Below are 19479 nucleotides of genomic sequence, written 5' to 3'. Positions count from 1 at the left end.
GTATTTCTCTCGGCACGCATCCTGCCGGGTGTTTTTCAAATGAAAGGAGTATATCAAGTCAGGACTATAGTGATAAATTCAGTTCCTGCAGGTTATGGTGATACTGGATTAGCAGTTGATGCATTTGTAAATCCTTCTGCTCAACGAAAATCAGTTGTAAACCGTGTAAAATATACTTTTTTTTACTCTTATCCTAAAGAAATCAATATTACTTATCCTGCAATCCAATACAAACCGGGTGAGCCGTCATCATCAGCTGTAAGACAACAATTAAAATCGAAGGGACTCTTACGGATCCCTTGTTCCGTTCTAAGAAATTCTCCGGAAATATTGAAATAGGAACTTTTGAATTCACAAAGACCTATAAATTGATGGACATTAATTTCAACGGATTGTTGCCCCTGCTGAAAATTATGAGGCAGCAATGATAAGTGAGAAATTGGTCGAATCGTCTGATAAATAGCTTTATTCTCATGATCGAGCTATAGGGGTAAAAGCCTACTTTAAACCAAGGTGGAGGAGTAGGGTTAATTACGGAATAGAATCCTAAATCTTTTGGATAAAAACAAAGGCCAGTTAAAGTTCTAAACAATAAGAACTTCAACTAGCCAATTGCGTTATGGGGTTACAAGCTCATGGTGATGTCCCTTCCGCTCGATTCTATACAGTCCGAACGTTTTTTTTCTCTCATCAGAGCTCAGATCGCCGAAGCGTTGATAACCAAATGCAACGATGCCGTTATTCGTAATTGGCCAATCATAGACCTCGCCTAATGTGTCAAAGCCATAATAGAATCCAGGCTTGCCTAAATAATCAGAAGTCCATTGTCCATTGTTAAACGTTGCAGATTTTAAATTGCTTGTTTCATGAGCATTGGGTATGCCACGCTCATATCTCGTCAAATAATAAACCTCGTTTTGATAGGTTTTTACCGCCTTAATCGGTGCTTTTTCAATCGCTACCCTTGTAATCGTTTCTCCATCCACACGATATAAAATAAATTCCCGTGTAGTGTTATAAGCATAATCCAAATAAAAATGGCCCATATCTGTTTTGAACCATATATCTCCAAGACGAACCGAGTTTTTATCCTCAATCAATTCCTGATAATTAAAAGGCTCAAAATAATTAAAATCATTGCTGAATAATAATTGACCGTTTTCTTTAATGACAACCATAAAACGGTCACTATAGACAATGGACTTTCCTTGGTAAAGTAATTGAAAAATGCGGGTAAATTTAAGATCCTCAAGTGCTGTTCCGTTAACGTCCCTTATGATAATCAAAGGATAGGATCGAATCTCTGCATGATTTAAATAGACTACTTTTTTATTCAATGCCTCGCCAATATCTCTTAAAGGAATATACGTTGAGTTGTTGTATATGCTTGCGGGCACATCCATTTCGCTTGATTTACCGTTTATAGAAATCTGGTTCTTTCCTATTTTCATGAGAATGGTCTTATCGTTGTATTTGATCGTAATGGACTGCGTTTTTGTATTAAAATCGACCTTTGCACCAAGTCCTTCAGAGATAAACCGAAGGGGTACTAATGTTCTTCCATCTTTAACAATAGGCTGAACGGCTGATTTCTTCTGTCCGTTAACAAATGCCATGGAACTTTCAGGGGACAGAATGATACTATTTTTCAAGTCATTTTCTGTTACATCATTATAATAGTCATGAAGATTATTCGCGTGTGCCGTATAACCAAAAGCTAGGAACAATGTAACGGTGAATACTGCGAGGATCATGTTTACTTTCATTACTACACCTCTTAATCATGAGTGTTTTATTTGGAAGATGGATATATGTTGACTCTACCAATATATGTATTACCTGCATTGTACACTTTTCCGTTAGACGTTGCTATTCCTTAGGTCATGCACGTGATTTCGGAAAATTAGTGACGTCATTGGTTGGACTTGCTGCGTTGTTTTTTTATCTCTGCTACTCGCCAGATTGGAACTGTTCTAGCACACTTAAGAGAACGGTTGAAGCCATTTTTCAACGGTATGATATAATGCACGAATAGAATGTAATCACTTCATAGTGGCCTCTCGCCGCTGCAATCCTCTTCTATCCCTCCTTGGATGCCTATTTTCTCACCATACTTGAAGAATAACCACACCTACTCTATTCATACTGCGTTCAACGAATCTATAGATGGGTCGAGTTCGCCCACCCATGCTCTATTTAAGGAGGTATATATGCCGTTTGATGGGAACCATTTTTATGTCATCACAGGTGGCCCTGGCTCAGGAAAGAGTACGCTCATCGATTATCTCGAGCAGCAAGGCTTCATGCGGTCGGTCGAAGCGGGACGGAGCATCATTCAGGAGCAAACGATGATTGGCGGCGCCGCTCTGCCGTGGAAAGACAGCATGCTCTTCGCAGAGCTGATGCTATCTTGGGACATGCGTTCATACCAACATGAGCTACAAAAGCTGAAGCAAGGAATTAACGCGCCCGTCTTGTTTGATCGAGGTGTGCCTGATGTCATGGGGTATCTTCGATTGGAAGGGGTGGAGGTTCCAGATCATATCCTGCGTGCTGGCGAGTTATTTCGCTACAATAAACGTGTCTTTATCGCTCCGCCTTGGCCAGACATCTATCGGCAGGATGCCGAACGAAAGCAGGATCTAAAAACAGCCTGCCGAACCTTTGACACGATGGCGGCCGTTTATACCGAACTGGGATACGAATTAGTCGAGCTTCCGCGCTGCAGCATCGAAGAGCGCGCTGCGTTCATCAGGTCGAGCTTGCGCTGACCAAGCATGACGGAATGTAGTAGGCAGACAATAGCACATCCGAAAAGTGTAGAACCAAGCACTGAACTTTTTTGAATATGAATAAGCTCCCCTCACAGCAGCAGGTTCTATTATTTCACCTGTCTACCGTAAGGGGAGCACAGCATTTCCTTGCTACCCTCTATTGTGTAAGCTTGTCACAACGTTAGTCAATTTGTGTGCAAGCTAGATTCATTGCAACAGCGCTTGATAACAGCAAAAAGCATTTTATATTTATTGAAAATTCAAGCTAACAAGCATGCGCTCAAGTCTATTGCGCAGCATCTCGATGAGCATACTATTTTTAAAAATAGGTGAAAGCTGCTGCTCATTTCTGCTCTACGGTGGAGAAAGTTCGGATGATAGCGTCCGCTGCTCGCACGTATCCGCCTGCCTGGCGCAACGATTCTCCGATCACGCAAGCTTGATCCTTGTAGCTTCTATCACTTAGTACTTGCAACAGCGCATCTCTCAAGGTCTCAGGCGTAAGTGTGCTAGGTTTGAGTGTAATCCCAGCACCGAGCTCTTGCACTCGATTAGAGACAAGCGGCTGATCAGATGTTAGTGGAATCATAACCATCGGTACATCATAATACAAAGCCTCGCTTACACTGTTCATCCCCGCATGCGTAACAAAAGCATCGGCTCGTTCAAGCACCTCCAACTGCGGAATGTAGGGCCTCACAATAAAGTTGTCTGGAATGTATGCTGCCAATGGTGTCATATCCGTATCTCTTCCTGAAGATAAGATGAATTGAAACGGGAGCTGTTGGAATGCAGCAAAGCACAGCTCATAGAAGGCTAAATCTCGGTTCAAAATCGTTCCCATGGAGATATAAACGATCTTGCGGTTCGGGTCAAGAAGCGGCTCAAAATCAAATGGAGGGGCATCCAGACGGGGGACAACAGAAGTCCCTGTAAAAAGAAAGCTGTCATCCAATTGATCCGCTTTTGGCTGCAAATAGCGACTTGTATATACAAGCTTAAGCTGTCCAGCATGCTTGGTGAGCTCCTGGATCGAAGGAACGGGAACATTAAATTGTCTCGCTAATTGATGTGCAAGCTCCATCGTTGACGCATATAGATTCGCGTCATTGCCGCCAAAATCCTCGTAATAGTCTTGCTCAGCGCCGAGCGGGTCGACAAAAGCAAAGGAAGCAATGGAACATACCGCAGGAATACCCAATCTCTGTGCAAGTATGGTGCCTCCCCAGCCCATCAATGAATCAAAAATGAGATAATCATAAGTGTCCTGTTCTGCAACCTTTAATGCTTCGGGGATGATTTTCTGAATAATTCCACGAACGACCATGTCGGCAAACTGCGAAGGGTGCTTATACGGAGCTGGCTTTAAGTCCGGATCATGCGAGAACGGGTCCATAGGAAAAGGATATGCACGAAACGCTGCGCCAGTTTGAAGCACTTTATCGCGATATTCTTCTGTACATACATAGACGACTTGTTCCCCGCAGTCTACTAACTGCTTCACTAAACCCAAGGTAGGATTAATATGCCCTTCAGCAGGAATATTCACAACTAACACACGCGCCATAGAACCGAACCTCCATTTTCATAGCATTAAATTTAGACATTCATCTTTTATCTTGACGTGGTGTTAGGACATGCTGCTGGATGCACTAGTGTGACTAGTGTTGTGGACCTGCTCCTTTTTAGAAATACGGAAGGTCGTGATAAAGCTAACGAGAGCAAAGAGCAGTTGAAGAGAGAGCGCCATCAGAATTCCAGTCCCAATACCCCAGTTAAACGTCTCGCTGATCGCGACTAATGCTCCGCCAATCCCAATGCTTAGTGCAATACTAAAGGAATCGATAAATTGAAGAATGGCCGACACGTCTCCTTCTTCCCCAGGCTCCGCATACTGCAAAGCAATCGCTGCTGTCGTTGGATTAGCCAGCCCTGCTCCAAAGCCTATAATGATCTGGGACAGCACCGCGATCCCGACTCCAACACCTAAGCTAGCAATTGCGATGATAATGAGTGCAACCCCTGCGATAATAAAACCTACTCCGCTGAGGATTCTTCTTTTTCTCCCCGTTCCATGATCTCTGGAATCAAGAGCAGCTTGCAGCCAAGCCGCGCCTGACCAGCTTAATGCTCCTGCCGCAACGATTAGTCCGGCCAGATGTTCGGAGATGCCTTTCACTTCAACAAGGGCCAATACGACAAAGCTTTCTGTGGCAAAGTAGCAGGCAACATACATGCCTCTTGCCACAATCGTTGCAGGCAGGCCTCTGGCAGCCGAAAATGTGCCTGCTGGAAGCAGCTTGCGCAAAGGCTGTGCCATCACCAGAATGCCTGCTATGGCAAGGATGATTCCTTTCCAATCGGGAATCCAGCCTAGTCCAGTTAGCAGAGCACCTGTGCCTATGGCAAGGATGATCGCATAAATTTCTTTGCTGTTTCGTTTTTTAGTTGTAGCAGATGCAGGTTGTTGTAAGGAACGAAAAGTCGGAAGTGTTAAACCTAAGGAGATGACAATGAAGGGGAGTACGATTAGAAATACAAGTCTCCATGATACATAAACCGCGATTAGCCCAGCAATGTACGGGCCGATTAACGCTGGCAGCACGAAAGCCATCGAGAATGAAGCAAGTATTTTGGTTCGAAGAGAATCAGGGTAACGAACAGCAACGCAGTAATACACACAGGTTAGCAGAGCGCCTGCCCCAAATCCTTGAAAAGCCCTTCCTATAATAAGAACAGGCATGTGGAACGATAGAGCCGCAATGATGATGCCAATCACAAAAAGGGAAAATGACCAGATGATGCTCTTGAAGACGCCGTTTTGATCAATCCGCTTGCCCATTACGATGGTTCCGATAATTTGAAATAAAAGAAAGGCGCTGAATATCCATCCATATAAATGGATACCCTGCAGCTGCTGTGCGACATTCGGAGCAACAGTAGTAATCGCCAATCCTTCAAAGGCAACGGTAGAGATCGCGAGTATAATACCGATGGTTAAGGCGCGATATGGAGTGCTGAAAATCCCTTGTTTTACGGTTTCTGTGATCATGACCTCCTACTATACTTGTCGTAACGGTAGTTGTCTTAGCTGTAATTGTCATAACAACTATATGGCGATAAAAATGGAGGACCAATAGCGGGTTAGGGAGCTACAGATCCTTTACATTGTTATAGATAATCGAAAGCGTTCGTCTGAAGTTCTCAACTTCTTCTTCTGTCAGCCCAGCAATCGTTTTGTTATACGCCTCAATAGAGGGTTCGAGAATGTTATCCTTGATATCACGCCCCTCAGCAGTCAAGTACACGCGCAATGAACGCCGATCCTTCTCATGGGTCGTACGATGAATAAAGCCTTTCTGCTCAAGCTTGAACAGCATGCGGGCAATATTCGCCTGATCTTTATAAAGCCGTTCAGCCAACTCTTTTTGTGTAATCCCTTCCGTTTCCCACAGGATAACGAGAATCTCCCACTGATCTATGGTGATATTGAAAGGGTCAACTACCTTCTGATAATACTGATATAGCTTTAGATCTGTACGGTGAACGATGACACCAATATACTGTTCTAACTTCAATAGGAACCTCCATTTAGAGCCGTTAATATAGTTGTTATGACAAGTATATGGATTCGCTCCCATTAAGTCAACATAAATTTGGATGCTTATGATTGTTTTTCCAGATTGGAAAATGAAGTTTCAGATCTGCAATCTGGCTGCGAAGTAGGGCAGCGGGCCGTGGGGATTCCTGTTTATGCTGCCCACTAAGCTTCCTGTCATTATGAACAGCTTATATTATTATTCGATTCTCGATTAGATTTTTCAAGCTGATGAGGGACTTCGACGGTCCGAACTTGATGATAGCATCCTGGAATTGGCCAATCTCCTCTATAGAAGCTGTCTGGACCCTAATCATGTAGTTATACTCACCGCTAATACGATGCATATCCGTCACCGCAGGCGAATGTTCGCAAAAGTCCGCTAATGCTTGGCATTGCTCTGTTTTAATTAGGAAAAATGCCGTGGTCCCACGGTCAAGCGCCTGACGCTGGAAGGTTGCCGTATAACCCGTGATGATGCCTCTCTCCTCAAGTCTTTTCATTCGTTCCCTAACTGAGGGTTGGGACATGGATACTTCTTTGCTGATATGTGAAATAGAGATGCGCGCATTCTGCTGAAGCAGACGCATGATGCGAACATCGGTCTCATCCATCCAATCTTCCATCCTAACTTCGCTCCTCCTAATCTAGTTTCTAAAATGAAAAAATATCAGTAGAATTCCTAATGTTCTGAAGATTTTATATGATTGATTCCTTTCGTTTCGTATGTATTTAGTGATATCAGCATTCTATAATGAAGTCAACAGAAAGGGGAAGGTATATGTGAATATCAAGGGTCTTGCACATGTTGCGATTCAAGCAAAAGATTATTCGGCCACCATCCGGTTTTATATGGAGGCGCTGGGATTCAAGCGGGGGCATCATTGGAGCCTTCCTTCCTTTCAGATCAAGGAAGCTTCGATGCTGATCTCTCCTGACGGCCGAACCTGTCTTGAGATTTTTGATGATGAGGCTGTGATTCCAGCGCAAGGGAAGAAAGCGCGCTCGGAGGATGAAGTTGCCTACGGCGCTATGCTGCACTTGGCGTTTTATGTGGATGATGCCGACGAGGCCTTCCAGACGGCGATTGCCCATGGGGCCAAGCCTTATGTGGAGCCGGGTAACCTCGCTCTTGGCGAGCCCCCTCTGCCGATCAGGAACGCCTTGGTCCACAGTCCCAATGGGGAAGTGATTGAATTTATTCAGGATGTGGATTTTGATGTAGAGTCTCGTTTTTCAGGCTTTTAACCGTTGCAGGTGTAGGGATGATGCCTTGCGCATTGGAAAAAGTAACTTTTCGATCAGCATAAGCGTCTACGTAGTGAGTTGGGGAATCCATCCTGATGGTTTGTGTTTCGGCTAGAGGAGAGGATATGGAACTTGGATCAGATCCGCGATTGGTGGTCGTCATAAACAGCCAATTACGCCAACCTAATTCTTACAAAAAAGCGAGGGTTAAGCTTATGGAGATTTCACCAGGTGTGAAGATGCTTTATCTTGATTATCAGGGCGCAATCGTTCATCCGATTCTGGTATGGGATGAGGACATGGCCATTCTAATCGATACAGGGTTCCCGGGGCAATTTGAAGAGTTGCGAGCGGAAATAGAGAAGGCGGGGGTGTCGTTTGACCAACTCCGAGGGGTCATCTTAACACATCAGGATGTGGACCATATCGGCTCCCTTCCAGAGATTCTGCAGGAGCGGGGTAATGCGGTCACTGTATGTGCACATGAACTCGATCAGCCTTATATTCAAGGGAAACGGCCATTGCTGAAAGATGGGCAGCTGGAGAATCCTCCTAAGGGCCGTGTGGACATGACCTTAATGGATGGTCAGGAGATGCCTTGGTGCGGCGGGATCCAAGTCATTCATACGCCTGGCCATACACCGGGGCATATCAGCCTTTACTTGAAGAACAGCAAGCTGCTCGTGGCAGGCGATTCGATGTACAGTATAAATGGAGTCATTCAAGGCATACATCCTCCAACGACGCCGGACATGGAGGCTGCGCGGTTGTCGCTGCACAAATATAAGGAGCTCGATCTCCAATCGGTGGTTTGCTACCACGGGGGACTAAGCCATGCCCATGTTCATGATCAAATTGTGAAGCTGTGCGAAGAGTAAGCTTGCAGGTGAAATACATGCCATTATGAAGCCATAAACGCAAAAACCTGTCCAATCGACAGGCTGCAAAGCGTCATGTTGTGCTTCACCAATCTTAGTCATTTAATCCTTTGCCATCTAGTATTTGCGGCACACATTTTTCAATCCTAGACACTCTGGTTTTGGATTGCTTAGGTTGAGAAAAATGGAGGAGGTAAGCTCTTTGCCGTCCTGGTGTCAATGCTTCGAAGGCGGATTTCAAGCCGGCCAGCTCATTGAATTTGTGCTGAAGCTCCTCTGGAATGGCGTATTCGGTCGTTTTTTTGAGCTCTACCTCCAAGCCGGCTTTTTCGATCTCGATGGCTGCAAGGATGTAGTTTTTCAGGATCGTTTCCATATCTGCTATTTCTTGAGCATGGGTGAAACGAATTTGACGGGCCGCCTGTACATTTTCTGTTTGTTGGATAAGAATGCCATGAGGGTCCTGCAGCAAGGCTCCTTTGTGGAACAGAAGCGCGCAATAATCTTTAAAGCCGTGAATGATCACGATGTTCTTGTTGTCAAATGTATAGCAGGGATGCATCCACTTAAAATCCTCAGTGAGCCCGCAGTCTAGCACGATTGCTCTTAGCTTCTCAAATTCTTCCTTCCACTTTTTCGCTTTACGTAAAAATCCATCAACCTTAGGGTTCGTCTCTTGATTCGTCATCATCAAGCACCTCATTTCATATTCGATCAACAGGCAATCTTGTTCGAGTTTAAGCTTTTTTCATGCATTCAGATTCTTTACGCCGTTAAGAGAAGAGAAGGCAGCGGGGCAAGTGGGCCGACTGCCTCTTTCATTCACCGTTCAACATTGTCTCCGCTTAGCGGCTCAGCTTAATCAATAGGATATTAGGCCAGCACGGCATCAAGGCCGCTGCACCACTTGCTCCAGCCGTATTTAGCGCCATTAAGCGCTTGCTCATTGGAGATTCCGGTTTGCTCCAGATGAAGATTGACCTTTCCATTTCCTAGATCTTGAAGTGTCCAAACAATCTTGTGCTTCTCGCCGCTTTCCCACGTATAGGACAAGGTGTGTGGTTCGTCGACAATGAGCACTTCGCCTTTAATAATCCCATTCCACCATTCGGTAGGCTCGGTGCGAAACTGAAAGCGATGCCCTACAACGGGCTCAAAATTATTCTCCATGGCTTGATCCGTGTGGATATTCACGACCCACTTGGCAAGCTTGCTTGAATCGGTTAGGGCAGACCACAGCTTCTCTATCGTTGTGTTGTACTGAAAATCCAAGGATAAGGTTAAACTCATTCTTCTTCCTCCTCTAATAGCTGCTTCAAGCGCAGCATATTCGTGCTCCAGAACTTGCTGTAGAACGCTACCCAATCTTGTACCTCTTGAAGCGGGGAGGCGTTCAGCCTAAATCGCGTTTCCCTGCCGACCTTACGGTCAAGTACGAGTCCAGCCTCTTTAAGAATGGTCAAATGCTTGGATACCGCCGTTCTTCCCATCTGAAAATGTGCGGTTAATTCATGCAGCGGCATCTCATCTGTCTCTGCTAACAGGCGAACCAGTCGACGTCTAGTCGGATCTGCAATTGCGTCAAACACATTCCGCTGCGGGTTGTTCTCGCTCACCATAGCCCCTCCAAAATATGATTTCCTGTTGTTGAATTCTAATGCTGGCAAGAAGGGAGAGTTGTGATCATGGTTGCCCTTCACCACCTCCTGATAAGACACCTTTTGGTGTCAGTTTGATTATATGACACTGTTTGGTGTCGTGTCAAGTTCAGGATTACATTTCATTCCATCTTTTAAACATTCAATTGATCAACAGGAAGTAAATACAGAATAAGGAGCTTGCTTCCCGTCTAACCGCATTGGGAAACAAGCTCCTGTTGTTCATCGGATGTTTATTCAAAGTTTAAAGAGAATCCTGTAATGTCACTTGGCAAAATAATCAGCCAGCCCTTGCGCAATGGCTTTGGCGGCTTGCTTCTGATAAGCAGGCCCTCTCACAATAGACTCATCGGTGGGATGGGTCAGGAAGCCGAGCTCAACGAGTGAAGAAGGGACCGAATTCTCGCGCAGCACATGGAAATTGCCGTAAGAGACACCGTTGCTCTTCAGATCCACACCAGTTCCAAGCTGCTTCTCGATGGCATGGGCCAGCTTCAAGTCGCTCGTCTCTGAATAGTAGAAGGTAAGCGTGCCGGATACTTTCTTAGGAGAAGAATTATAATGAATGCTGATAAAGGCATCGGCAGAGATGGACTGAGCCAACTGGGCTCGGCTTGAGAGAGAAGGCTTCTCGTCTTTTGCTCGAGTCATCGTTACATGAGCTCCTGCGCTGTTCAAATAATCTTTCAAATACTGGGCCGTCTGCAGGTTAAGATCTTTCTCCAAAGTCCCATAGGTCGTGCCAATCGTACCCGGATCATCACCGCCATGTCCCGCATCTACAATGATTGACTTGCCTTTAAGCGTCTCCCAGCTTGCGTTTACAGGCTTCTTTACGCTATCGTTGGCATTCTCCGTATTTCCTTCGGTTATGGTGGATGAGCCTTCGTGTGTGACATACTCGCCCGAGACCCAGCCAGCAGCGGCATCGGTCATCTTGATCTTCAGCCAGCCAGAGCTGCTGGACAGAATCGTAACGGTATTGCCCTCTGTCAACGAGCCAATCATATCATAATTCGTTCCAGGGCCGCTTCGAATGCGAAGGGAGTCGGCTGTGACGGTCCCTGTCAAGGGGGCCTTAGGGTCCTTGGCATTCACTGCGGTTCCCTTATCTGAAGAGGAGACATCCGTAGAGGTGCTCTCTGAAACCTTTTTGAGATAATGTCCAGCGACCCAGCCCGTTAAACCCTCGGATTGAATCTTCAACCAGCCGTATTGTGCGTCCTGAACAGTGACGACAGCGCCTTCTTTCACGCTCCCTACAATCTGTGCATCAGCAGCAGGCTCGCTGCGGACGTTAAGAGAGGTGGCATAGACTTTGGCCGAATATTCGGCTGCATAAGCCGTTTGGATGGCTGGCAGCAAGCCTATCATAATGGCAAGAACAGTGATCATCCAGCCCATTGGTGAACGCCATGCTTGGTTTCGAACTTTTCCCGAAGGCATCGGTCTGTTAGAAGCAATTCTAGTCGCATGTACATGATCATGTTTGCAAATCTTCATCATTAGCCCTCGCTTTATGTATTCTAATTCCTGCTTCTACCTTAACATGGAATCGGGCTCGAAAATATAGGATTCTATCAAATTGCTACTATCGACATAATGAAGCGGGTCATACGAATCATGCTCTTGTAGAGTCGAACAAGAACAGCAAGCTGTCAAAATGCATGGTTTATTCAAAAAAAGGGCTGCTGCACTGTGAATCTCTCAACAGCGGGCAGCAGCCTCTATCATTTCACATGATCGTATTCGATTATATCAGCTTATACTCTTTAAGCAGCTGCATCACTCGAGTGTGAGAGATCTTCTGCACACCTGTCATTGCAGCCAATTGAACAGCTGGAGGAAGCTCCATCTCGGTCAGCTTCTTGCCATCCATCATCTTGGCGGTGGAGTCCAGCAGCACACGCACATCATAAGCGGAGCCGAATACCTCAGGCACGCCGCGATCAATATCGAGCAGCGTGTATACGGCTTCCATAGCTGTGCGGACCGAGTATTCCGTAGTAAATACGGTGTCGCGCGGTGTTTCCGCGAAGTTGCCGATGAAGGCAGCGTTGACGCAGTTGTCAGGAACGACATTCGGACGATCTCCTGCTGCTCTTGGCATGAAGTAGGACGTAACATAAGGCATCATGCAAGGGACGCAGTTCGCAGCGTTTGCTGCTAGCTCGTGAATCTGTGCTTCAGGCACGCCGATGTGGTAGAGCCATTCTTGCGTAATCTCGATGCCTGTGCAGTCCTTCATTGGTTTCTTAATGTAGTCGCCTGGCACGTCACAATACAAGCTGTATACCCATACGACAAGCTGATCATTTGGCTGAGACTTGAAATGAGGCTGGCGGTTCAGCGTAAAGCTCATCAGCCATTTAGAATCCTTCACGGTCACGATGCCGCCGGTAACCACCTTGCCGCTGAATGGATCGCGCTTGCAGATCTTCTCGATGTAAGGCGGGATGCGATCATCCAGGGTAGTGATGGTGGCGGATTCCCAGTTGCTCTCTGCAATGTTGCCGCAGAATTTGTCTGGACGGCCAAAGGCAGGATCCTGCTCCGCAATCTTCTTCCACAGCTCCCAGCTGCCGCCCAGCGCTGGGTTCATGACGGCTGGCTTGTTGTTGTCACCGAGCGTTGAGCTCTCGGTATTGCTGCCATTGGTGATGAATACAAGGTCATTTTCAGTTAAATCAATATGTTTTTGTTGTCCTTTTTGCACGTAAACGAGCTTCTTGGCTACTTTCTTAAGTTCTGTAATTTCAAATTCCACATTGGTTACGGTTGTTGCATATTGGAAGCTGACGCCGTGATCCTTCAAATAGTGCATTAACGGCAGGGCAAGAGACTCGTACTGATTATACTTTGTAAATTTCAACGCGGAGAAATCAGGCAGTCCGCCGATATGATGAATGAATCTCGCAATATATCTGCGCATTTCCATCGCGCTGTGCCATGGCTCAAACGCAAACATCGTCTGCCAATACAGCCAGAAATTCGAGTTGAAGAAATCCTCGGAGAAGACATCTGTAATCTTCATGTCTTCGAGCGCTTCCTCAGGCGTAAAGAACAGCTTAATGATTTCCATGGAGGCAGTCTGGCTAAGCGTGAATTTGCCATCGGTATGCGCATCTTCGCCACGATTCAAAATAGCGCGCTGCAAGGAATAATTCGGGTCCTCCTTATTCAGCCAGTAGAATTCATCCAATACGGAGGCGTCCTCCACTTCCAGGGAAGGAATGGAGCGGAATAGATCCCACAGGCACTCGAAATGGTTCTCCATCTCGCGACCACCACGGATGATAAAGCCGCGGCCGTCATCGTAGATGCCATCGAGTCCTCCTCCTGCAATATCGAGTTCCTCGAAGATATGAATGTTTTCTCCTTTCATCTGACCATCGCGTACAAGGAAGGCGGCTGCAGACAATGACGCAAGACCAGAGCCGATGAGATAGGCGGATTTGTGATCAACGCCGAGCGGTTTCTTGGGACGGGCAAATGCTTCATAGTTACCATTGCTGTAATACATCCTTAACAACCTCCTTAAGTGTTCTTGACACCTCTAATGTATAGGAGATGGTAAGGAATCTACATAGACAGCACAGGCCCTGTGTCTAAAAATCCAACGTCAGATGCGAGATGTCTAAAAAAGGATAAGGATATGCTAAAATAAAACATATTGCACCGTAAGGGGAGGTTTCCTATGCATCCGTACACCAAGCAAGCATTAGCGACTGCACTGAAGGACATGCTGGGCACGAAGACCTTGGACAAAATAACCGTTAAAGACCTCGTAGAAGCCTGCAAGCTGAATCGGCAAACCTTTTATTATCATTTTCAGGATATTTATGACCTGCTCGGCTGGATCTATAAGACGGAGGCGCTGGGTGCGATTCAGAACAACAAATCCTATGCGACATGGCAGCAGGGGCTGTCGATCATCTTGGAATATGTCGAGAGCAACAAGGCGCTGTGCATGAATACCTGCCGCTCGCTTGGCAAGGAGCATTTGGAGATGTTCTTGAATCAGGTTCTTTGCGAGCTGCTGAGCAATGTGATTCATGAAGTATCTGATGCAGAGGAAGTGGCGGAGGAGGACAAGACCTTTATCGTTCGCTTCTACAGCCATGCCTTCGCAGGGACCCTCTTGGATTGGATTGAGCATGGAATGAAAGCTCCCGCTGAGACTGTCGTCAGCCATATCGTTCTCCTGATGGAAGGCCGCTTTGCAGATGCCGTATCGCGCTTTAGGCCGTAGATGTCCCTTTGTCAGAATGAGCACGTAAAAAAAACCCAATTGTGAAACTACCCACCACTCATGCAGAAACCCGCGAACTCCTAATGATGGTCATGAGATAGCATGGGACATCTGGAGTTATCCTTACATGATAGAAATGCTAGAAATAGGGAACGTAACCACTTCTCTCGCATTGTTGTATATACGCATAATGTCAGCTGTCGCTCGTCGGCGTAACAGCATGATTTTGTAGAGTTAGCGTAGACAGATATGCCATGATCATTGACATGTTACGGGGCAGTCTCATAGAAGCACATGAGGCTGCTCTTTATGTGGACATGATCCTAAATGCACGCCGATGCACTAGCACAATTCTCCGCCTTTATCCCGGCACTCATTATTAAACATCTTGTCCACTAATACGACTAGCTTATCTATGGTCAGCGCCTTCTTGTCGTCGAACCAGTATACGAGCAGTCCAACAAGTCCTGAAGATAGAAAGGCAACCGCATATCTATCGAGCTCGGCATCTTGCTCTAGCTCTAGCAGAGACATAATCTCGCCAAGGTACGAATTGAACTTGTTGTTGAGGATGCTGATCAAATCATTTTGGATTAAAAGCCGAATGAACCTTTCATGCTGCTCGAAAAAGGCAAAATACAAACGGACTAGCTCGGAAGTCGTAAGCATCGTTTTATGCATTTCATGAAGAAAAATCTGAAATAAATGATCCAAATGATACTCAAGAATCTCTTCCTTCGAATCAAACAATTGATAAAAGGTTTGTCTAGCCAGATCACTTCGCTCTGTCAGCTCTTTCACCGTAATGCTCTTATAGGGCTTCTCCTCCATTAGCAACAATAAAGCTTCAGTCAGCCACTTTTGTGAACGGATCGCTGAGGGGTTCGTTCCAGAATACACGACACATCCTCCATTCTGTCATACTTTGGGAAAAATAATTGACACATGTCAGTGTTGTTTCCTATACTCTAAGCAAAAATATTACATCTGTCAATTTTATTACGTGTGTATGTCTAATTTGGAGCTGCTGTACAATGCTCATGAATCGGATGGGCTTGGATTGTGTCAGGTGAGGAGTGGACAACAAGAGATGCAAAACGTTCATTTTGGCAGCATAGACTCATTATGGTTGATGGAATGGGAAGGGGGATGGACGGCATGATAAGGGGAATTTTAAAGGCAAGATGGTATATTGTTGTGCTGTGGATAGCTGTTGCAGCGGGATTATTTGTGATGGCGCCGAGTATGGCGGATCTCGTTAGGGAAAAGGGGCAGATAACGGTTCCTGACGGCTATTCGTCTTCCATGGCAGACCATATGCTGAAGGAAGTCAGCAAGCAAGGAGGCAGTGAGGAGATCGGGGATACGGTATTGGTCTTTCATCATAATGAGGGGCTCTCCTCCGATAACCTCGCGGACATTGAAGCATCGATACAGCTGCTTAAGAGCAAGCAGCAGGAGTTGTCGCTTACGTCCGTGACCAGCCACTTTGACCAGCCTGAATTGCAAGATCAGCTTGTGTCCGAGGACGGCAAGACCTTGATGGTGCTGCTTGGCGGCGACTGGGAGGGGCAGTCCACATCAGAAGTGAGGGACTCCCTCTATGCCGCACTTAAAGATAATCCGGTCGAGCATTATTTGACGAGCCGGCATTTTATCGATGAGGATGTGGTGGCGAGCTCGGAGGAAGGCTTGAAGCGAACGGAAGTGATCACGGTGATCTTTATTCTTGTCATTCTGTTCATCGTATTCCGCTCAGCAGTCGCTCCATTTGTACCGCTTCTCACGGTAGGCATCAGCTACTTGGCCGCACAGTCCATCGTTGCGTTCCTTGTTGATGGAGTGGATTTTCCGCTCTCGAACTTCACTCAGATCTTTTTGGTCGCGGTCATGTTCGGAATCGGGACGGATTACTGCATCCTGCTTATCAGCCGATTCAGAGAAGAGCTTGTCAAGCAGCCAGAGGATGTATGGTCCGCGATTATCGAGACCTATCGCACGGCAGGGAAGACTGTGCTGTTCTCAGGGCTTGCCGTCATGGTCGGCTTTGCGTCAATTGGCTTCTCCACCTTTGTGCTCTATCAATCGGCTGCCGCGGTGGCGGTTGGTGTCGGGGTGCTCCTGCTCGCGCTGGTTACGCTCGTGCCTTTCTTTATGGCGGTATTAGGCAGCAAGCTGTTCTGGCCGTCGAAGGGGACGCTGGAGCATAAGCCAAGCCGGATGTGGGCGGCAGCAGGGCGCTTCTCGTGGAAGCGTCCACTTATAACCTTGCTGCTATTGGCCGTGCTCATCATTCCGCTGCTGCTGACCTATGACGGTCTCAAATCGTATAATTCGCTTGATGAGATCGGCGATGGCTATGATTCCGTCAAGGCGTTTAATCTGATCGCAGATGGCTTTGGGCCAGGGCAATCCATGCCTGCCAAGATCGTATTGAAAAATGAGCTGCCGATGGACACTTCGGAAGCGCTAGCAGCCATCGAGAAGGTCAGTCGGGAGATTGTAAAAATAGATGGGATCGAATCGATACGAAGCGCGACCCGGCCTGCAGGAGAAGGATTGAAGGAGCTCCTCGTCACCGAGCAGGTAAAGCAGCTAGATGAAGGACTTGGCGAAGGGAAGGATGGTATCGGACAGATTCGAGAAGGATTAAGCACCGCGAGTGCTGAATTGAGCAAGTCTGGACCAGAGCTGTCCAAAGCTGCAGCGGGAGTAGGCACACTCGTTCAAGGCACGGATGAATTAAAGCGCGGCGTGACGGCGCTCAACCAGGGACTCAAGCAAATTGAGCATGGAATCCGGCAGGGCTCCGCAGGAGCGGGTGAATTAAAGCAGGCTGTAGAGCAGGCTAAGCAGTCGGCTGAGCAGCTTGCAGCAGCAGGCAAGGAACTGCTGGGAGGATATCAGCAGCTGGAAGGTGGAATCTCGACCTTTGCGGAGAAATACGGGGAGATTGAAAAGGGGCTCGTTGGAATCAGCGAAGGCCTTGGCGGAATGGACCATCATCTTCGCAAGCTGGCTGAGACCTATCCTGAGCTACGTCAGGATGAGGACTACGTCACGCTCCAGGCGATGCTGTCTCAATTGCAGCAGAGCACTCAGCCAATGGCGCTCGGCATGTCTGAATTGAATGCGGAGCTGACTAAGGTTGGGGTATCCCTGAAGCAGGCAAACCAAGGCTTGGCGCAATCACTTGAAGGCCAGACCATACTGGTCGGAGGCTTGGATCAACTTGTATCGGGCATGGAAGAGCTGCGCATGGGCATCAAGCAGGCTGCTGACGGCCAGGGCGAGATCGTCTCCCAAGTGCCGGGCGTTATCCAAGGGCTTGGACAAATCTCGTCTGGCCAAAAGGAAATCCAGCAGGGCTTCAATCAGCTTGATGATCAGCTGGGCGAGCTGACGGATGGACTGGATCAAAGCGTGGCTGGCTTGAGCGAGCTGACAGGAGGCTTGGATTCCGCCCAGCAATATTTGAATGGTCTTGCCCGTGCTTCTGATGAAACGATGGCCGGCTGGTATATTCCTGGCGAGGTGCTGGCGAATACGGACTTCCAGCAGGTCTTCGATACTTATATGTCGCATGACCGCAAAGTTGCCACGCTGGACGTTGTGTTTACTGGCAATCCGTACAGCACGGAATCAATCGCCAAGGTCGATGAGATCAAGGCAGCCGTCGAGCGCGCTATTAAAGGGACGGTGCTGTCCGATGCCACCTATGGCATTAGCGGAGTTACCGGAACATTTGCCGATCTGAATGAGATCTCGGCAGCGGACTACTCCAGAACGGTCGTGCTGATGCTGGTTGGAATCGGCATTATCCTTGTCGTGCTGTTACGATCAATCATAATGCCGCTTTATTTGATCTTGTCGCTCATTCTGACGTACTTCACCTCCGTTGCGGTAGCAGAGCTCATCTTTGTTGATATGATGGGGTACGGAGGCATAAGCTGGGCGGTGCCGTTCTTCGCCTTTGTCATATTGGTCGCGCTGGGCGTAGACTACAGCATCTTCCTGATGGACCGTTTTAATGAGTATCGACATTTGCCAGTGAAAGATGCGATGATTCATGCGATGAAGAATATGGGCAGCGTCATCATCTCAGCAGCCATTATTCTAGGAGGAACCTTCGCTGCGATGCTGCCATCAGGTGTGCTGTCTTTGATTCAGATCGCGACGATTGCGATTACGGGACTCTTCCTCTATGCATTTGCGTTCATGCCATTCTTCGTCCCTGTTATGATTCGGACGTTCGGCGAAGCCAACTGGTGGCCTTTTAAGCAAAAAGAAAAGGGCAGCGTGCATAACGATATGTCTTTGTAAAAGGTGAGCTGTAAGAGCGTCGTTCACCTGACAGGCACGTAAATCAAGACAGGTGTCAGCGGAAGATTTGCTAATGGTTCAGCGCATTAATAGATAACGAAGAAGCTGCAGTTTCATTTGCAGCTTCTTTTCTTTGGGTACAACTCTTACGCATCAGTTGACGAGTGATAAGGCTTATCCGAAGAAGAGAGAGCATCCTCTAATTAGATGAAATAATGGATTGACAGCTTCTATTGGTCCTGCAGTGAACCGTATCCTCGCGATGCAATCGGATTGAAACGAATGCTCCCGCCCCTTTCATATATAATGGTAGAATCCTCCTCAATTTGAAGCTGTTTTTATGAACCTATTATGAGGCTATCCATGTAAAAAAGAAGGAGTAATTAAGAATGACATTTGGTGAAAAGCTGTACCAATTAAGAAAAGAAAACGTCTATGGGATGCCTACAAGCTGCTTGTGAAAAATGAGGAGCATACACAGCGCTTAAGCTTCAGGCTCCGCCAAAAATTAAAACAAAAATGGAAGGAACTATAGGTCAATGTCCACACGGCTTAACATTGAACCGCTCCGCTAAAAGAGAAGCAGCTCTGTTTCATTTGTTGTGCGTTCTATCCGTAGTATGCCAAGAAGGCTGCTGATGAGTTATGAAACCCATCAGCAGCCTTTTTTTAATGCTTGATGACGTTGGTTGGTGGATGTTTGGACTGTATATCCTCTAGTCTGTTATATCCATTCGAATGTATGCAA

The 19479-nt window shown here is 46.9% G+C and carries 17 protein-coding genes; 6 read left to right on the top strand and 11 right to left on the bottom strand.

Translation table 11 applies throughout. The features are described from left to right. The first annotated feature begins 39 nt into the window (after positions 1-39). Positions 40-339: a hypothetical protein gene (locus B9Y93_RS24415; RefSeq protein WP_139829208.1), complete on the top strand. Its 300-nt coding sequence runs from the start codon at positions 40-42 to the stop codon at positions 337-339. 278 nt (positions 340-617) lie between these two features. Here B9Y93_RS24415 and B9Y93_RS21980 read toward each other — a convergent pair whose 3' ends face one another. Next, entirely contained in the window at positions 618-1766 is a 1149-nt protein-coding gene (locus B9Y93_RS21980) for a copper amine oxidase N-terminal domain-containing protein (RefSeq protein WP_085498313.1), read from the bottom strand. 444 nt (positions 1767-2210) lie between these two features. Between B9Y93_RS21980 and B9Y93_RS21975 the strand changes: the two genes are divergently transcribed. After that, the gene (locus B9Y93_RS21975; protein WP_085498311.1) at positions 2211-2771 is read left to right on the top strand and encodes an AAA family ATPase; all 561 of its coding nucleotides are present in this window, start codon (positions 2211-2213) and stop codon (positions 2769-2771) included. Between the two features lie 346 nt (positions 2772-3117). Here B9Y93_RS21975 and B9Y93_RS21970 read toward each other — a convergent pair whose 3' ends face one another. From B9Y93_RS21970 to B9Y93_RS21955, 4 genes are all read right to left on the bottom strand, one after another. Then, positions 3118-4341 (bottom strand): macrolide family glycosyltransferase, encoded by a 1224-nt coding sequence (locus B9Y93_RS21970; RefSeq protein ID WP_085498309.1) that lies wholly within the window; start codon positions 4339-4341, stop codon positions 3118-3120. Positions 4342-4404: 63 nt separating this feature from the next. Continuing rightward, complete coding sequence (locus tag B9Y93_RS21965) at positions 4405-5826, bottom strand: MFS transporter (protein ID WP_085498307.1); 1422 nt, start codon at positions 5824-5826, stop codon at positions 4405-4407. Between the two features lie 100 nt (positions 5827-5926). Continuing rightward, positions 5927-6352, bottom strand: coding sequence for a MarR family winged helix-turn-helix transcriptional regulator (locus B9Y93_RS21960; protein ID WP_085498305.1), 426 nt, complete (start codon positions 6350-6352; stop codon positions 5927-5929). A gap of 211 nt (positions 6353-6563) precedes the next feature. Next, on the bottom strand, positions 6564-6998 hold the full coding sequence (locus tag B9Y93_RS21955) for an Lrp/AsnC family transcriptional regulator (RefSeq protein WP_085498302.1): 435 nt from the start codon (positions 6996-6998) through the stop codon (positions 6564-6566). Positions 6999-7155: 157 nt separating this feature from the next. Between B9Y93_RS21955 and B9Y93_RS21950 the strand changes: the two genes are divergently transcribed. After that, positions 7156-7620 (top strand): VOC family protein, encoded by a 465-nt coding sequence (locus B9Y93_RS21950; protein ID WP_085498300.1) that lies wholly within the window; start codon positions 7156-7158, stop codon positions 7618-7620. A 215-nt stretch (positions 7621-7835) separates the two neighbouring features. Beyond that, on the top strand, positions 7836-8498 hold the full coding sequence (locus B9Y93_RS21945; protein WP_085498376.1) for an MBL fold metallo-hydrolase: 663 nt from the start codon (positions 7836-7838) through the stop codon (positions 8496-8498). Positions 8499-8592: 94 nt separating this feature from the next. Here B9Y93_RS21945 and B9Y93_RS21940 read toward each other — a convergent pair whose 3' ends face one another. From B9Y93_RS21940 to B9Y93_RS21920, 5 genes are all read right to left on the bottom strand, one after another. Next, positions 8593-9186: a YdeI/OmpD-associated family protein gene (locus B9Y93_RS21940; protein ID WP_085498374.1), complete on the bottom strand. Its 594-nt coding sequence runs from the start codon at positions 9184-9186 to the stop codon at positions 8593-8595. Between the two features lie 185 nt (positions 9187-9371). Further along, positions 9372-9788 carry an SRPBCC family protein gene (locus B9Y93_RS21935; RefSeq protein WP_085498297.1) on the bottom strand — a complete coding sequence of 139 codons (417 nt, stop codon included), beginning with the start codon at positions 9786-9788 and terminating at the stop codon, positions 9372-9374. Further along, positions 9785-10114: an ArsR/SmtB family transcription factor gene (locus tag B9Y93_RS21930; protein WP_085498294.1), complete on the bottom strand. Its 330-nt coding sequence runs from the start codon at positions 10112-10114 to the stop codon at positions 9785-9787. The genes B9Y93_RS21935 and B9Y93_RS21930 overlap by 4 nt, the downstream gene beginning before the upstream one ends. 306 nt (positions 10115-10420) lie before the next feature. Next, on the bottom strand, positions 10421-11659 hold the full coding sequence (locus tag B9Y93_RS21925) for an N-acetylmuramoyl-L-alanine amidase family protein (protein WP_244903535.1): 1239 nt from the start codon (positions 11657-11659) through the stop codon (positions 10421-10423). Positions 11660-11909: 250 nt separating this feature from the next. Beyond that, positions 11910-13679: an oleate hydratase gene (locus B9Y93_RS21920; protein ID WP_085498290.1), complete on the bottom strand. Its 1770-nt coding sequence runs from the start codon at positions 13677-13679 to the stop codon at positions 11910-11912. A gap of 174 nt (positions 13680-13853) precedes the next feature. On the opposite strand from B9Y93_RS21920, the gene B9Y93_RS21915 reads away from it, so the two are divergent. Beyond that, positions 13854-14408 (top strand): TetR/AcrR family transcriptional regulator C-terminal domain-containing protein, encoded by a 555-nt coding sequence (locus B9Y93_RS21915; RefSeq protein ID WP_169028322.1) that lies wholly within the window; start codon positions 13854-13856, stop codon positions 14406-14408. Positions 14409-14750: 342 nt separating this feature from the next. Here the strand turns inward: B9Y93_RS21915 and B9Y93_RS21910 are convergent, their stop codons facing one another. After that, a complete protein-coding gene (locus B9Y93_RS21910) occupies positions 14751-15308 on the bottom strand; it encodes a TetR/AcrR family transcriptional regulator (RefSeq protein ID WP_085498286.1) in 558 nt (185 codons plus the stop codon). A gap of 261 nt (positions 15309-15569) precedes the next feature. Between B9Y93_RS21910 and B9Y93_RS21905 the strand changes: the two genes are divergently transcribed. Next, complete coding sequence (locus B9Y93_RS21905) at positions 15570-18731, top strand: efflux RND transporter permease subunit (RefSeq protein WP_085498372.1); 3162 nt, start codon at positions 15570-15572, stop codon at positions 18729-18731. Positions 18732-19479: the final 748 nt, after the last annotated feature.

The organism is Paenibacillus aquistagni, from assembly GCF_900177815.1.
GTDB classification, from domain to species: Bacteria; Bacillota; Bacilli; order Paenibacillales; family Paenibacillaceae; genus Paenibacillus_B; species Paenibacillus_B aquistagni.
The sequence above is the reverse complement of the archived record's forward strand: the minus strand, read 5'-3'. Positions and strand labels throughout refer to the sequence as shown.

Excerpts from the sequence above, each read along its gene's own strand:
- B9Y93_RS21965 (WP_085498307.1), bottom strand. The coding sequence starts at position 5,826 with ATGATCACAGAAACCGTAAAACAAGGGATTTTCAGCACTCCATATCGC.
- B9Y93_RS21915 (WP_169028322.1), top strand. The coding sequence starts at position 13,854 with ATGCATCCGTACACCAAGCAAGCATTAGCGACTGCACTGAAGGACATG.
- B9Y93_RS21935 (WP_085498297.1), bottom strand. The coding sequence starts at position 9,788 with ATGAGTTTAACCTTATCCTTGGATTTTCAGTACAACACAACGATAGAG.
- B9Y93_RS21980 (WP_085498313.1), bottom strand. The coding sequence starts at position 1,766 with ATGAAAGTAAACATGATCCTCGCAGTATTCACCGTTACATTGTTCCTA.
- B9Y93_RS21945 (WP_085498376.1), top strand. The coding sequence starts at position 7,836 with ATGGAGATTTCACCAGGTGTGAAGATGCTTTATCTTGATTATCAGGGC.
- B9Y93_RS21940 (WP_085498374.1), bottom strand. The coding sequence starts at position 9,186 with ATGACGAATCAAGAGACGAACCCTAAGGTTGATGGATTTTTACGTAAA.
- B9Y93_RS21925 (WP_244903535.1), bottom strand. The coding sequence starts at position 11,659 with ATGAAGATTTGCAAACATGATCATGTACATGCGACTAGAATTGCTTCT.
- B9Y93_RS21920 (WP_085498290.1), bottom strand. The coding sequence starts at position 13,679 with ATGTATTACAGCAATGGTAACTATGAAGCATTTGCCCGTCCCAAGAAA.
- B9Y93_RS21970 (WP_085498309.1), bottom strand. The coding sequence starts at position 4,341 with ATGGCGCGTGTGTTAGTTGTGAATATTCCTGCTGAAGGGCATATTAAT.
- B9Y93_RS24415 (WP_139829208.1), top strand. The coding sequence starts at position 40 with ATGAAAGGAGTATATCAAGTCAGGACTATAGTGATAAATTCAGTTCCT.
- B9Y93_RS21955 (WP_085498302.1), bottom strand. The coding sequence starts at position 6,998 with ATGGAAGATTGGATGGATGAGACCGATGTTCGCATCATGCGTCTGCTT.
- B9Y93_RS21975 (WP_085498311.1), top strand. The coding sequence starts at position 2,211 with ATGCCGTTTGATGGGAACCATTTTTATGTCATCACAGGTGGCCCTGGC.